We start from the raw sequence: 13,342 nt of genomic DNA on the forward strand, positions 1-13,342 counted from the left end.
CGGCACAAGGCCGCGCCCCGGAAGGCGCGGCCCTTTCGTCTCAGGGCCGGTCCGCAAAACCGAACGAGACATAATCGCGCAGATAGGCGGATCTGGCGGCGGCGATCAGCGCAGGGTCCGAAAGGAAGTCCGGATGTTCCTCGGCGGCCAGCCGGTCCTCGCGCATCTCCTCGATACCGACCTGCCGGCACAGAAAGCCCAGATCCTCGGCCAGCCGCGATTCGCGGACCAGCAGGTCGGGTTGGGCAAAGCGGGCGAATCCCGCAACGATCTCGGACTGCGTCGCCCAGACCGGATGGGTGGGCAGCGTCGTCTGGCCGTTCAGCTGCCGGCGCAGGAACGCAAGGAAATCCGCGAAGAGCGCGGCGGTGCGATCCTCTGCCAGATCGGCCAGCGCCTCATCCTCGGGCAGCGGCACCCGATGCACCTCGCGCATCAGCTTTCGCAGGTCGGGCCGGGCTGCGGTCAGCAAATGCAGGAAGGCATCCCAGGCCCGCAGCAGCGGATGGCGCAGCACGGCAAAGCTGCGATGGCCGGGATGGGCCCGCTTCCACTGGCGCAGGCTGTTCTGATTGAAGTTGCCAGACACCGCCCCAAGGGCGCGCATCCAGCCTTGCAGCATCTCGACGGGGCCACCTGGGATCGGCATGTGCAGCAGGCCGGCGCCGGCCGCGCAGACCTGAAAGCTTGGCACGGCAGGGCCGCGGCGGGGTTCGAAATTCGGGATCCTGCGCAGTGCGAACGGGTCCAGTCGCGCCAGATCGGCCTGCATCGCGCCGAAATTGGTCACCTTGTCGGCCAGTTCGCGCGGATTCTGCGGCACCTGATCGCGCGCCGGATCGACCTGTTCGATATCGCTGCGTCCCAGCCAGTGCAGAAGGCCGGTCATCACCTCGGAATCGCGCAGATCCTCGTATCCCAGCCAGAAGGCCGCCTGCCCGGTGGATTGCAGGCGGTGCATCACCCGCAGCTGGAACGCCTCGACCTCGGCCAGAAGCTGCTGGAATTCGGCGCCATCATAGGTGATTGCGGCAGGGATCGCGGATTCGGTCTCGTTCAGCTTCCACTGGTTGGTCTCTTGCGCCAGCCGGGTCGAGACATAGCTGTCCAGCGGGTTGCGTGTCAGCACGATCTTGGCGCAGGCGCGGTTGTCCATGATGGCGTCGAACACCCGCGGATCGTGGTCGTGGAAATAGCGAAAGCCCGGCAGATGCCCCGGCTTGTCGAACAGCCTGGCCAGCAGCGGCATCGGATCGGCCTCGCGCTCGGCGCGGCTGACGCCCTGCAACTCCTCCTTGTCGGGCCAGCCCATCATGTAGGGATTGAAGGCCTCGCCAAAGCAGGTGACCTTCTTGACCCGGTTCAGCGTCGCCTCGAGGAGATTGGATCCCGTGCGCATCTCGGCAAAGATCACGAAACTGCGGAAGCCTGTCGTCATTCGGCGGCGGTCCTTTCGTTGTCAGGCTGTTCGGGCAATCTCAGCCCGTCGCCGGTCAGCCGGGGCCTGAGACCGGCGTTGCGCAGCTTCCGCAACAGTTCATCCAGCCCTGTCAGATCGCGCATCCGGGGCAATGCGTCGATCGGGTCAACCGTCGGCTGGACCTGGCGCACCGCCTCGTCCAGCAGCGCCAGCGGCCGCGCCAGGAAGTCGCTCAGATCATGGATCTGGACGCGAGCCTTCACCCAGACCGAGTTCAGCACCTCAAGCTGCGCCAGCTCGGCGCGCTGAAGCTGCGCGGTCACCCGGCGGATATCGTCGAAGGGCATGCCCGAATGCAGAAGCGGCAACATCCACGCGCCGGTGATGACCAGAAGATGGGCGTTGGGGTCGGTGGCGATGAACCAGTTCAGCACCTGGTTGTCGCGCGGGCTGAACTGGAACACCTGCATCCGCGGGGTGATCCGGATCAGAGCGGTCAGAAAGCCCTGCGCGTCGTGGTCACGCAGCACCGGGTTGGCCGAGATCGCCCCCGGCCCGACCTGCGGCCGGCCGGCGAATTCGACCTGTTCGGGGCCCAGAAGATGGCCATGCACGTCCCCCGAAAGGCGCCCCGACAGCCATTGTTCGAAGTCCGGAAAGACATCGCTGAAACCCTGAAAGACCGCGTAGGGGGCAGAGGTCTTGCCGTTTTCGGCATCCTTGCGGGGAAAACGGCTTTGCATGTAGAGGCCCGGCCGCCCCAGCACCCGCCGCCTTACGGTGCGGTTGATCAGCCTTTCGATCCGCGCCGGTTGTGGTGGCGACGGATCCGGCACCGCGCCCGCAGGCAGCGGGAAATGTGACAGCAAGTTCGCCGCTCGCGGCCATGCCTTGCGCGCCACGAAGCAGCGCGACTCTTCCAGCATCCGGATGTGATCGTCATAAAGCTGGTAGGGTCGGCCCTTGTGATCGAACTTGGCCAGCGTCAGCGACTGGCTTTCGATAGTCACCGAGTGACGGCGTGCCAGGGTCTGGAAATAGCTCTCGTCCGGGATCCAGCTCAGCCGGAAATAGCGGTCGAACTCGGCCCGCCGGGGATCGTTCAGGATGGACTGCAAGGTGGCCGTCGTCAGGCACCACCATTGCGACCCCAGATGCGGGGAAAGGCCGCGCGGCACGCGACGCCGCACATTCAGCCGCCTCTGCCATTCGACGAAACGATCGAACAGCCAGCGGTGTCGCCGCCAATCCAGCGGATAATACAGCGTGAAGCGTTCTTCGTTCAGCCCGCCGACGGTCCAGCCGACCTCATGGGCGCTGACGCTTTCGATATGGTCACGCTGCGGGTCGGCGGCCAGATAAGCCGTCAGCTCGGCCACCGGGCGCAACGGAAGACAGGCGCCCGAGGCAAGATAGACATGGGTCGTGTCGGGAAAGGCCGCAAGCAGGTGCTGCGCGGCGTCCTGCGTCGCCCTGACCAGGCTGAACCGGCCCCAGGCGCAGCGGTGGCGCCGCGAATAGACGACGTTGTCCAGATCGGCCAGCGCGGTGCGCATCGGCGACATCCTGGCCTCGGGCACGTTGAGGTCCACATGGATGACCACATGCGCGCCGCCTTCGGCCCAGATGCGGGCCATCCGGGCCGCGACCTCCAGTTCGGCATGGCAGAGCAGGATCACGCCAAGACGGACCGCCGCTGTCATGCCCAGTTCCCCCGGCTGATCAGCCCCAGATCCTCAAGTTGCCGCCAGCCCTGGTATTCGCGCGATTCGCTGCACCAAAGCCGGGTTCCGGTCTGCAACCCGGCGTGATACGCACGATATTCCTTGCTGTTGGCATAATGCTGACGGCGGTCCAGCTCTTCGGTCGATTTCTCGGCGAAGGTGGACAGAAACTTCGCATGCAGCAGACAGCCCGAGGCCATCTCTCCGCCATCCTCGTCATAGACCTCGTTCAGGCTTCGGGGCAGCAGCATGTGGGTCGAGCTGACATAGGCATAGCGCCAGTTCCACCTGACCAGCGGGATCTTGTTCAGCGCCGGTCCGGTCAGCGGGTCATAGGTGAAGAAGGCGCGGGTCCGCGGTCCGCCCTGGATCCACAGATTGCCGAAATACTGGTTCTTGCTGATCGAGTAGTTCGCAGGGTCGAACCAGCGCGCGATCTGGAACGGATCCTGACCTTCGGCATAGGGCTCATCCTCGATCCCGCCGCGGGGATACATGTCCAGCAGCATGGCCGGAAAGGACCGGCGCCCCGAGGCATCCAGCCAGTCGGTCAGCGCCGGCAGCGGGCGGCTGTCGCAATGGGGATAGATCAGGAACTCGTCCGGATCGACGGTCAGGCACCAGTGATGGCGCCCGTATCGCAGCAGCAGCCAGTTGATCCAGTCCATCCCGAACCGTGCCCGCTTGTAGCTGGCGTCGGTCCACCACAACGAGACATCGGGCTGCTCGCGCAGATAGTCGGTGCTGCCGTCGTCGCTTGCGTTATCGACGAACAGGAAATGGCGCACACCCATCTCGCGGTAGTAATCCAGGAAATAGGGCAGGCGGATCCGCTCGTTCCGTTGGGTCACGAAGGTCAGGATATCGTCGGGCAGGATCTGCCCGGTGCGGTCGATCACCGATCGCAGCGCCCGGCGCCGGTTTGCCGCGCGCCCGATCAGCCATTGCCGCTCTGCCCTGCGACGAAGGCGTTCTGGCAGCGGAATATTGCTGAGGCGCATCATTGGGTGGCGCAGACTGGATCGGATATTGCCGTTCGGACCATCGTCTTGGACATGCGGTCTTGCGGGCCGATTGGCAAGGGATTTCACGCATCGGCTGCGTTGTGGCCCAACCACTCGCCCGACCCCATCAGCCCAAGCCCGACCAGCTGTGCAGGGCCCTGATACCGAAGCGAGGCGGGCTGCCACAGCACGGGCGCCGCCGCCAGGGCGCGATGATAGCCGACATAGAGATCGGGGTTGGCGAAGTGCTGGCGGCGCTGCAGTTCCTCGCGTGACCTGGGGACAATCTGCGGCAGGAACTTGCCGTGCAGAAGCACCCCCGACAGACGCGGATCGCCCGGCCCGTCATAAAGATCGTTCAGCCCCGGCGGCAGCATCGAATGGGTCGAATTGACATAGGCATAATGGCGGCGCCAACGAATCAGAGGCAGCTTGTTCAGCGTCGGTGACCGGTGCGGGCGATCGGCGAAGAATACCCGCTCGCGCGCGCCGCCCTGGACCCAGCGGTTGCGTTTCGGCAACTGCACCTGACAGCGATACGGGCCAGCATCGAAAAACGGCAGACGGTCCGTCAGAGCCGCGCCCGGGGGCGCGTCCGCGCGGTTCAGCGGGCCCTGCGGATAGAGGTCCAGCATCAGCGCGCCCATGCCCGCCAGCCCGCGGCGCTGAAGGTGGTCGGTCAAGGTCCGCAGATTGCTGCGATCACAATCCGGATAGACCAGCAGCTCATCAACATCGACCGTCAGGCACCAGTGCCCGTGCCCGTGCCGGAACAGCAACGCCCCCAGCCAGTCCATGCCAAAGCGGCTGCCGCGATAGCTGTCGGTGATGCGCCACAGCGAAACGTCCGGCTGTTCGCGCAGCAGAGCGGTCGAACCATCGTCGCTGTCATTGTCGACGATCAGGAAATGCGCCACGCCCAGAGCGCGGTAATGGGCCAGGAATTCTGGCAGCCGCGCGACTTCGTTGCGCTGCGTGGCAAACAGCAGCACGTCGCCGCGCCGGATCGCGGCCGTCTGGTCCGACAGCGGCGTCAGGCGCCTTCCGCGCCGGATCGCCCGCCAGATCAGTCCCCGTCGCTTCCAGCGCAGGCGATAGGCCGACCATGCCCGGCGCAGTCGGCCCGGTGCCATGCTAACCCTCGTAATTGCCGTTCTGGTGCCAGCGCCAGGCGTCACCGATCATCTGCCTCATGGTCGAGCGATCCGGCCGCCAGCCCAGCTGGTCGCGGGCGCGCTGGCTGCCGCAGACCAGCTTGACGGCGTCGCCGCCGCGCCGTGGACCGTCCTGGACCGGAACCGGGCGGTTCGTGACGTGGCGCGTTGCATCGACCACCTCGCGAACCGAAAAACCGTCGCCCGTGCCCAGACAGAAGACCCGGCTGCCCTTGCCCGCCCGCAGCCATTCCAGCCCGGCGAGATGGGCATCGACGAGGTCCATGACATGGACATAGTCGCGGATACAGGTGCCGTCCGGCGTCGGATAATCGTTGCCATGGACGGTCAGCGCCGGGCGTTTGCCGTCCACCGCATCCAGGATCAGCGGGACCAGATGCGTCTCGGGACGGTGGAATTCGCCGACCTCGGCGTCAGGGTCCGCGCCCGCGACGTTGAAATAGCGAAAGATCACATGCCGCAACCCGTGGGCGGCGTCGAAATTCACCAGCATGTCCTCGATGGCACGCTTGCTTGCGCCATAGGCGTTCAGTGGGGCCTGCGGCGTTTCTTCGTCCAGAACCTCGCCGTCCCGGTCACCATAGGTGGCGCAGGTCGAGCTGAACACGACGTTCAGACACCCCGCCGCCACCGCCGCCTCGATCAGGGTCAACGAGCCGGTGACGTTGTTTCGCCAGTATTTCCCCGGCTCGACCATCGCCTCGCCGACCTGGCTCAACGCCGCGAAATGCAGCACTGCGACAGGCCGGTGTTCGGCGAATGCCGCGTCCAGCGCGGCCCGGTCCAGAAGGTCGGCCTGCACGAAGGGCCCGAACCGGACCGCGTCGCGCCACCCGGTGGACAGGTTGTCCAGCGTCACCGGCACATAGCCCGCACGCGCCAGCGCCTTGCAGGCATGCGACCCGATATAGCCGGCGCCACCTGTCACCAGAACCGTTTCGGACATGCGCTATTCTGCCGCCCTGCGCATCGCCATCGTCTCGTGCAGATACTCCGCAAACTCTTCCTTCAACTCGTCGCGCTCGAGCCCGAATGCCACCGTGGCCTGCAGGAAGCCTGCCTTCGAGCCGCAGTCGAAGCGCTGTCCCCGGAACCGCAGCCCATACACGCCGCGCCCGGCCGCGATCTCGTCCGCGATCGCGTCGGTCAGCTGGATTTCACCGCCCGAACCGGCCTTCAGCTTGTTCAGATTCTGCATGACGGTGGGCGCCAGGATATAGCGTCCGATGACCGCCAGATTCGACGGCGCGGTGCCAGGCGCCGGTTTCTCGACCATGCCGCGCACCTTGACGATGGCGCCCATGTCCTCGGAGACGTCCAGAACGCCATAGGATTGCGCCTTTTCGGGCGCGACCTCCATGGTGGCGACCATGCTGCCGCCGGTCTCGCGATAGGCTTCGATCATCTGTTGCAGGCAAGGCGGCTCGCCCATGATCACGTCGTCGGTCAGAATCACCGCGAAGGATTCGTCCTCATTGACCAGACGGCGGGCGCACCAGACCGCGTGGCCCAGGCCAAGCGCCTTGTGCTGCCGGATATAGGCGATGGCGCCCGATTCCATGTTCGTGGCGCGCAGCACGTCCAGAAGTTCCGTCTTGCCGGATTTCTTGAGGCTGGATTCCAGTTCGTGCGCGTGATCGAAATAGTCTTCGAGCGCCCCCTTGCCGCGCGAGGTCACGAAGATGAACTCCTTGATCCCGGCGGCACGCGCCTCGTCGATGGCGTACTGGATCAGGGGCCGGTCAACCAGAGTCATGATTTCCTTGGGAATGCTCTTGGTAGCGGGAAGAAAGCGCGTTCCCAGACCGGCCACGGGGAAAATGGCTTTCGTTACCTTGCGACTCATTGGCTGACACCCTCTGTTCAAACACACTCGCCGTGGCGGCGTCACGACATACGGCGCGAAGCGCGCCCAGACACAAGCGGCAGGATAAGCGTCCCGACGGCTTCACGCCAAGACATTCGCTGCATTTCGACGGAAAATTGCCGCTTGTGTGCGCGGCCGGTGCGCATCGACACGGGCCGACATCTCCGTCTCAGTCGATCTTCATCTCGCGCATCATCGTCTCGATCCGCGCAACGTCCTCGGGATTGTTCAGTTCCCAGAACTGTCGCCCGCGGGCTTCGACCTCGACGCACAGGATGCGGCTGCCGCGTTCCAGGAATCGCAGCTGTTCCAGCCCCTCCAGCTTTTCCAGCTTGCCCTCATCCCAGCCGGCATAGGCCACCAACGCGCCGGGCCGGTAGGCATAGACGCCGACATGGTGAAAGACCGGGCTGTCGGCCTGGGCGGCGAAGGTTCCCGCCGCGAAGGGAATCACTTCCTTGGAGAAATACAATGCCTGACGATCATGACCGAAAACCGCCGTCGTGCCCCCGACGCGGCCCGCCATGCGATCCGCGATCAGATCGTCGCGCATCCGGCCCGAACAGCGCAGCACCGGGGTCGCCACGTCGGCGCCGGGATGGGCGCGCAGGCCGGCGACCAGATCCTCGACGAACCAGGCGGGCGTCAGCGGCGCATCGCCTTGCAGGTTGACCACGATCTCGGGCGAGACGCCAAGATTGGCCACGGCCTCGGCGCAGCGCTCGGTCCCGTTGCGGCAGGTCGTCGCGGTCATGACGACCTCGGCCCCGAAATCCTCGGCATGTTGGCGGATGCGGTCATCGTCGGTTGCCACGACAACGCGATCGACACCCTGGACGGCCATCGCGGCATCCCAGCTGCGGCGGATCAGTGTGCGCGGCTGGCCCGACGCACCCGTCAGATCGACCAGCGGCTTGCCCGGATAGCGGGTCGAGGCATGCCGGGCCGGGATGATGAGGAGGGCCGACATGTCAGTCCTTCACCAGCAGGACGCCCGGCGCGAAGGCGATGAAGAACGGATTCTCGAAGCCGGGCTTGCCATAGCAAAGCGGTGTGTGATCGTCAAAACGGACCACCTCTCCGCCGGCGCCGCGCAGAACCGCGTCACCCGCGGCCGTATCCCATTCCATCGTCCGGCCAAGCCGGGGGTACAGATCGGCCTCGCCGGTGGCCACAAGGCAGAATTTCAGGGACGATCCCGCGCTGGTCATGTCGCGCACACCGTAACGCGCGATATAGGCGTCGGTCGCCGCGTCGCGATGCGATTTCGAGGCGACCACCATCAGTCCGCGATTATCCGGCATCGGGTTGACCCCGACCGGCAGCGTCTCGCCCGGCTGGTCGCCAAAGGGTGCGCGCTCCTCGACCGAACGACCATCGGTGGTGGTATAGAACAGCCGGCCCTTTGCAGGCGCATAGACGACGCCGTGCAGGGGAACGCCATTCTCGACATAGGCGATATTGACGGTGAAATCGCCGCGCCGCTGGAGGAATTCCTTGGTGCCGTCCAGCGGGTCGACGATCAGGAAGGTCTGCGCATTTTCGGCATGTGTCGCGGCCTGTTCCTCGGTGATCAGCGTGACATCGGGAAACGCCTCGCGCAGACCGGCCGAGATCAGCGCGTCGGCCGCGTCGTCGGCCGCGGTCACCGGTGAATCGTCGGACTTGGCACGCACCTCGAACTCGTCGGACTCGTAGATCTCCATGATCTTTGCACCGGCCTGCAGCGCGAGGCGGCGCATGTGGTGGGTCAGTCGATCAAATTCCATGCAGTTTTCCTTCCCTCGGGCGCCCCGGCGCGGCCCGCACGATTGTCTGGACGGCCGCGCCCCCTTATGATCGCGTCAAACGGCTTGGGCAAGCACCAGCCAGGATTTCAAGGCGTAGCCCGATAATCGCGGGCCCCGCGCAACCCTGCTATCAGACGGACCTTGCCAGTTTGTTCATCCAGCGCCGAAACCAGAACCTGATCCAGGCCGCCGGCACCACGCTGGCGCTGATCTATCATCAGACGGTCTACAACCTGCGCACCGACCATCGCAACGCGATCGTGGGCCTGTTGCTGACGATCCTGCAGACGATCGTCTTCATGGGCGCGTTCCTGCTGCTTTATCTGGTGATCGGCATCAGGCAGTCACCCATCCGCGGCGACTTCATGATGTATATCATGTCGGGCATCTTCATGTTCATGACGCATGTGAAGACGGTGGGCGCGGTGTCCAGCAGCCATTCGGTCTCGGGCGGGCTGGTCAAGCACGAACCGCTGAATGCAGCCGTGCTGATCGCGGCGTCGGCGCTGGCGGTGCTGTATCGGCAGACGATCAGCTGCCTGGCGATCCTGTGGCTTTATCATGTGCTGCTCAACCCCGTGAGCATCGCGGACCCGGTCGGCTGCCTGGCCATGTTCATGCAGGCCTGGTTCTCGGGGGCATGCGTGGGACTGGTCTTTCTTGGGATCCGGCCGTGGGCGCCCAAGGCGTCGCAGATCCTGACCACGGTCTATCAGCGGATCAACATGTTCGCCTCGGGCAAGATGTTCGTCGCGAACGTGCTGCCCGGCTTCATGCTGCCCTGGTTCCTGTGGAATCCGCTTTTCCACATCATCGACCAGACGCGCGGCTACATGTTCATCAATTACGACCCGCGCAACACCGATCCGCTCTACGCCGTCTGGTTCTCGCTTGCCGCACTGATGGCGGGGCTGCTGATCAACTTCTCGACCCGGAAATACGAATCGATCAGCTGGGGCGCGGCCCAGTAGCACGGGGCTGCGGGTTGCCCACACAATCGCCTGGGTGGGACACCCGGCGGGGAAAATTGGATATCTCCGATGCTTGCGGGTCCGAAAACCATCCCTATATACAGCCCCGAAGCCTCCGGGCATGTCCGGAGGCCGTCAATCACTGGGATCGGGCGGCGGGGGCCACAACGGACCCAACGCCCAAGATATCGCCGCAAGAGAGGTTAGAATCACATGTCCAAAGTTATCGGCATCGACCTTGGCACCACCAATAGCTGCGTGGCCATCATGGATGGCAGCCAGCCGAAGGTCATCGAGAACAGCGAAGGCGCGCGCACCACGCCCTCGATCGTCGGCTTCACCGATGGCGAGCGTCTGGTCGGCCAGTCGGCGAAACGCCAGGCCGTGACCAACCCCACCAACACCGTCTTCGCCGTCAAGCGCCTGATCGGTCGCCGGATCGGCGACGAGGCGGTCGAGAAAGACAAGAAGCTGGTTCCCTACTCGATCGTGGATGGCGGCAATGGCGACGCCTGGGTCGAGGTGAAGGGCGAGAAATATTCCCCCGCGCAGGTCAGCGCGATGATCCTTCAGAAGATGAAGGAGACCGCCGAATCCTATCTTGGCGAAGAGGTGACGCAGGCCGTCATCACCGTTCCGGCCTATTTCAACGACGCCCAGCGTCAGGCCACCAAGGACGCAGGCAAGATCGCTGGCCTCGAGGTTCTGCGGATCATCAACGAGCCGACCGCAGCCGCGCTGGCCTATGGCCTGGACAAGAAGGAAACCAAGACCATCGCGGTCTATGACCTTGGCGGTGGCACATTCGACATTACCATTCTGGAGATCGACGACGGCCTGTTCGAAGTGAAATCGACCAACGGGGACACGTTCCTTGGCGGCGAGGACTTCGACATGCGGATCGTCAACTACCTTGCCGACGAGTTCAAGAAGGAACACGGCGTCGATCTGACCAAGGACAAGATGGCCCTGCAGCGCCTGAAAGAGGCCGCCGAGAAGGCCAAGATCGAGCTGTCCAGCTCGTCCCAGACCGAGATCAACCAGCCCTTCATCAGCATGGACAAGGACAGCGGCACCCCGCTGCACATGGTCATGAAGCTGACCAGGGCCAAGCTGGAATCGCTGGTCGGTGACCTGATCAAGCGCACCATGAAGCCGGTCCAGGACGCGCTGAAGGATGCCGGCGTGTCCAAGAGCGACATCGACGAGATCGTCCTGGTCGGCGGCATGACCCGCATGCCCAGGGTGGTCTCGGAGGTCACCGACTTCTTCGGGAAGGAGCCGCACAAGGGCGTGAACCCCGACGAGGTCGTGGCGCTGGGGGCCGCGATTCAGGCCGGCGTGCTGCAGGGCGATGTCAAGGACGTGGTGCTGCTGGACGTGACGCCGCTGTCCCTGGGGATCGAGACGCTGGGTGGCGTGTTCACCCGCCTGATCGACCGCAATACCACCATCCCGACCAAGAAGAGCCAGATCTTCTCGACCGCCGAGGACAACCAGAACGCGGTGACGATCCGGGTCTTCCAGGGCGAGCGCGAGATGGCGGCCGACAACAAGATGCTGGGTCAGTTCAACCTCGAAGACATTCCGCCCGCGCCGCGCGGCATGCCGCAGATCGAGGTGACCTTCGACATCGACGCGAACGGCATCGTGTCGGTCAGTGCCAAGGACAAGGGCACCGGCAAGGAACAGAACATCACCATCCAGGCCTCGGGCGGGCTGTCGGACGAGGATATCGACCGCATGGTGAAGGACGCCGAACAGAATGCCGAGGCCGACAAGGGCCGGCGCGAACTGGTCGAAGCCCGGAACCAGTCCGAAAGCCTGATCCATACGACCCGCAAGTCGCTTGAAGAACATGGCGACAAGGTCGACGAATCGACCGTCGAGGCCATCGAACTGGCGATCGGCGCGCTGGAAGAGGCCGTGAAGTCGGACGACGCCGGCAAGATCAAGTCGGGCATCCAGAACGTGATGGACGCCTCGATGAAGCTGGGCGAAGCGATCTACAAGACGCAGCAGGATGGCGCGGCAAGCGCCGGCGACGACGCCGATTCGCCGCGCGATGTGGATGACGACATCGTGGACGCCGACTTCGAAGATCTCGGCGACGACAAGAAGCGCGGCTGATCCGGGCCGCTCCCCGCTTGGGCCGGTCCGCAGTTTGCGGGCCGGCCGCTTTCTTGGGGCACTGAACAGGAAACGACATGGCCAAGCGTTGCTACTACGAGGTTCTGGGCGTCACCCGCGGAGCCTCGACGGACGAGATCAAGAAAGCCTATCGCGGCAAGGCGAAAGAGCTTCACCCTGATCGCAACAAGGATGACAATCAGGCCGAGGCGCGGTTCAAGGAAGTCAACGAGGCGTATGACTGCCTGAAGGACGACCAGAAGAAGGCAGCCTATGACCGTTTCGGGCATGCCGCGTTCGAGAATGGCGGCATGGGCGGCGGCGGCTTTGGCGCGCGCGGCGCCCATCCCGGCGATTTCGGCGCGGCCTTCGCCGATGTGTTCGACGATCTGTTCGGCGACATGATGGGCCGCCGCGGCGGACCTGGCGGCGGCCGGTCACGGGCGCAGCGCGGTCAGGACCTGCGCTACAACCTGCAGGTCTCGCTGGAAGAAGCCTATGCCGGGCTGCAAAGGGCCATCTCGGTTCCCGGTTCGGTCGCCTGCGGCGAATGCAGCGGCACCGGTGCCGAAGGTGCGACGCAACCGGCCAACTGCCCGACCTGCGCCGGCATGGGCAAGGTCCGCGCACAGCAGGGGTTTTTCACGGTCGAGCGCAGCTGCCCGACCTGTGGCGGCGCAGGCCAGATCGTCAAGAACCCGTGCAAGGCCTGCCATGGCGCGGGCCGGGTCGAAAAAGAGCGGGCCCTGTCGGTCAACATTCCGGCAGGCGTCGAGACCGGCACCCGCATCCGCCTTGCCGGCGAGGGCGAGGCTGGCCTGCGGGGCGGGCCAGCGGGCGATCTCTACATCTTCATCGAGGTCAAGGAACACGATATCTTCCTGCGCGACGGCAAGATGCTGGCCTGCCAGGTGCCCGTCAGCATGGCCAGCGCCGCGCTGGGGGGCGAGGTCGAGGTCCCGACGATCGACGGTGGGCGGGCACGGGTGAAGGTGCCCGCAGGCAGCCAGTCGGGACGCCAGATGCGGCTGCGCGGCAAGGGCATGCCGCCACTGCGCCATGGCGCGGGCGCGAATGGCGAGGCCGGCGACATGCTGATCGAGCTTGTCGTCGAAACGCCAGTCAACCTGACCGCAAGACAAAAGGAACTGCTGCGGGAATTCGAGGCGGTGAAGGCTGACAACAGCCCGCAATCCGACAGCTTTTTCCGCAAGGTCAAGGGCTTCTGGGACGACATGACCCGCTAGCGCGGTCATCCGGT

Annotated in this window: 11 protein-coding genes; 3 read left to right on the forward strand and 8 right to left on the reverse strand. The window is 64.8% G+C overall.

Going from position 1 to position 13,342, the window contains the following annotated elements; translation table 11 throughout:
* Nucleotides 1-40: 40 nt before the first annotated feature.
* The 8 genes from L1965_RS06275 to cysQ all read right to left on the reverse strand — a co-directional run bounded on the left by L1965_RS06275 (nucleotide 41) and on the right by cysQ (nucleotide 8,959).
* Nucleotides 41-1,438 (reverse strand): hypothetical protein, encoded by a 1,398-nt coding sequence (locus L1965_RS06275; protein WP_235755542.1) that lies wholly within the window; start codon nucleotides 1,436-1,438, stop codon nucleotides 41-43.
* A complete protein-coding gene (locus L1965_RS06280; protein ID WP_235755543.1) occupies nucleotides 1,435-3,123 on the reverse strand; it encodes a DUF5927 domain-containing protein in 1,689 nt (562 codons plus the stop codon). Before L1965_RS06280 ends, L1965_RS06275 begins: the two co-directional genes overlap by 4 nt.
* Nucleotides 3,120-4,148, reverse strand: coding sequence for a glycosyltransferase family 2 protein (locus L1965_RS06285; protein ID WP_235755544.1), 1,029 nt, complete (start codon nucleotides 4,146-4,148; stop codon nucleotides 3,120-3,122). Before L1965_RS06285 ends, L1965_RS06280 begins: the two co-directional genes overlap by 4 nt.
* 83 nt (nucleotides 4,149-4,231) lie before the next feature.
* Entirely contained in the window at nucleotides 4,232-5,281 is a 1,050-nt protein-coding gene (locus tag L1965_RS06290) for a glycosyltransferase family 2 protein (RefSeq protein WP_235755545.1), read from the reverse strand.
* Between the two features lies 1 nt (nucleotide 5,282).
* A complete protein-coding gene (galE, locus tag L1965_RS06295) occupies nucleotides 5,283-6,269 on the reverse strand; it encodes a UDP-glucose 4-epimerase GalE (RefSeq protein WP_235755546.1) in 987 nt (328 codons plus the stop codon).
* 3 nt (nucleotides 6,270-6,272) lie between these two features.
* On the reverse strand, nucleotides 6,273-7,169 hold the full coding sequence (locus L1965_RS06300; protein WP_235755547.1) for a UTP--glucose-1-phosphate uridylyltransferase: 897 nt from the start codon (nucleotides 7,167-7,169) through the stop codon (nucleotides 6,273-6,275).
* Nucleotides 7,170-7,359: 190 nt separating this feature from the next.
* Complete coding sequence (locus L1965_RS06305) at nucleotides 7,360-8,160, reverse strand: 3-deoxy-manno-octulosonate cytidylyltransferase (RefSeq protein ID WP_235755548.1); 801 nt, start codon at nucleotides 8,158-8,160, stop codon at nucleotides 7,360-7,362.
* Between the two features lies 1 nt (nucleotide 8,161).
* Nucleotides 8,162-8,959, reverse strand: a complete 798-nt coding sequence (gene cysQ, locus L1965_RS06310) for a 3'(2'),5'-bisphosphate nucleotidase CysQ (RefSeq protein ID WP_235755549.1) — start codon at nucleotides 8,957-8,959, stop codon at nucleotides 8,162-8,164.
* Between the two features lie 170 nt (nucleotides 8,960-9,129).
* On the opposite strand from cysQ, the gene L1965_RS06315 reads away from it, so the two are divergent.
* The 3 genes from L1965_RS06315 to dnaJ all read left to right on the forward strand — a co-directional run bounded on the left by L1965_RS06315 (nucleotide 9,130) and on the right by dnaJ (nucleotide 13,328).
* Complete coding sequence (locus tag L1965_RS06315) at nucleotides 9,130-9,951, forward strand: ABC transporter permease (protein ID WP_235755550.1); 822 nt, start codon at nucleotides 9,130-9,132, stop codon at nucleotides 9,949-9,951.
* 213 nt (nucleotides 9,952-10,164) lie between these two features.
* On the forward strand, nucleotides 10,165-12,081 hold the full coding sequence (gene dnaK, locus L1965_RS06320) for a molecular chaperone DnaK (protein ID WP_235755551.1): 1,917 nt from the start codon (nucleotides 10,165-10,167) through the stop codon (nucleotides 12,079-12,081).
* A 77-nt stretch (nucleotides 12,082-12,158) separates the two neighbouring features.
* Nucleotides 12,159-13,328 carry a molecular chaperone DnaJ gene (dnaJ, locus tag L1965_RS06325; RefSeq protein ID WP_235755552.1) on the forward strand — a complete coding sequence of 390 codons (1,170 nt, stop codon included), beginning with the start codon at nucleotides 12,159-12,161 and terminating at the stop codon, nucleotides 13,326-13,328.
* Nucleotides 13,329-13,342: the final 14 nt, after the last annotated feature.

Origin of the sequence: Paracoccus salsus, from assembly GCF_021556615.1 — a bacterium.
Taxonomy (GTDB): Bacteria; Pseudomonadota; Alphaproteobacteria; order Rhodobacterales; family Rhodobacteraceae; genus Paracoccus; species Paracoccus salsus.

Excerpts from the sequence above, each read along its gene's own strand:
- L1965_RS06275 (WP_235755542.1), bottom strand. The coding sequence starts at position 1,438 with ATGACGACAGGCTTCCGCAGTTTCGTGATCTTTGCCGAGATGCGCACG.
- L1965_RS06280 (WP_235755543.1), bottom strand. The coding sequence starts at position 3,123 with ATGACAGCGGCGGTCCGTCTTGGCGTGATCCTGCTCTGCCATGCCGAA.
- L1965_RS06285 (WP_235755544.1), bottom strand. The coding sequence starts at position 4,148 with ATGATGCGCCTCAGCAATATTCCGCTGCCAGAACGCCTTCGTCGCAGG.
- L1965_RS06290 (WP_235755545.1), bottom strand. The coding sequence starts at position 5,281 with ATGGCACCGGGCCGACTGCGCCGGGCATGGTCGGCCTATCGCCTGCGC.
- galE (WP_235755546.1), bottom strand. The coding sequence starts at position 6,269 with ATGTCCGAAACGGTTCTGGTGACAGGTGGCGCCGGCTATATCGGGTCG.
- L1965_RS06300 (WP_235755547.1), bottom strand. The coding sequence starts at position 7,169 with ATGAGTCGCAAGGTAACGAAAGCCATTTTCCCCGTGGCCGGTCTGGGA.
- L1965_RS06305 (WP_235755548.1), bottom strand. The coding sequence starts at position 8,160 with ATGTCGGCCCTCCTCATCATCCCGGCCCGGCATGCCTCGACCCGCTAT.
- cysQ (WP_235755549.1), bottom strand. The coding sequence starts at position 8,959 with ATGGAATTTGATCGACTGACCCACCACATGCGCCGCCTCGCGCTGCAG.
- dnaK (WP_235755551.1), top strand. The coding sequence starts at position 10,165 with ATGTCCAAAGTTATCGGCATCGACCTTGGCACCACCAATAGCTGCGTG.
- dnaJ (WP_235755552.1), top strand. The coding sequence starts at position 12,159 with ATGGCCAAGCGTTGCTACTACGAGGTTCTGGGCGTCACCCGCGGAGCC.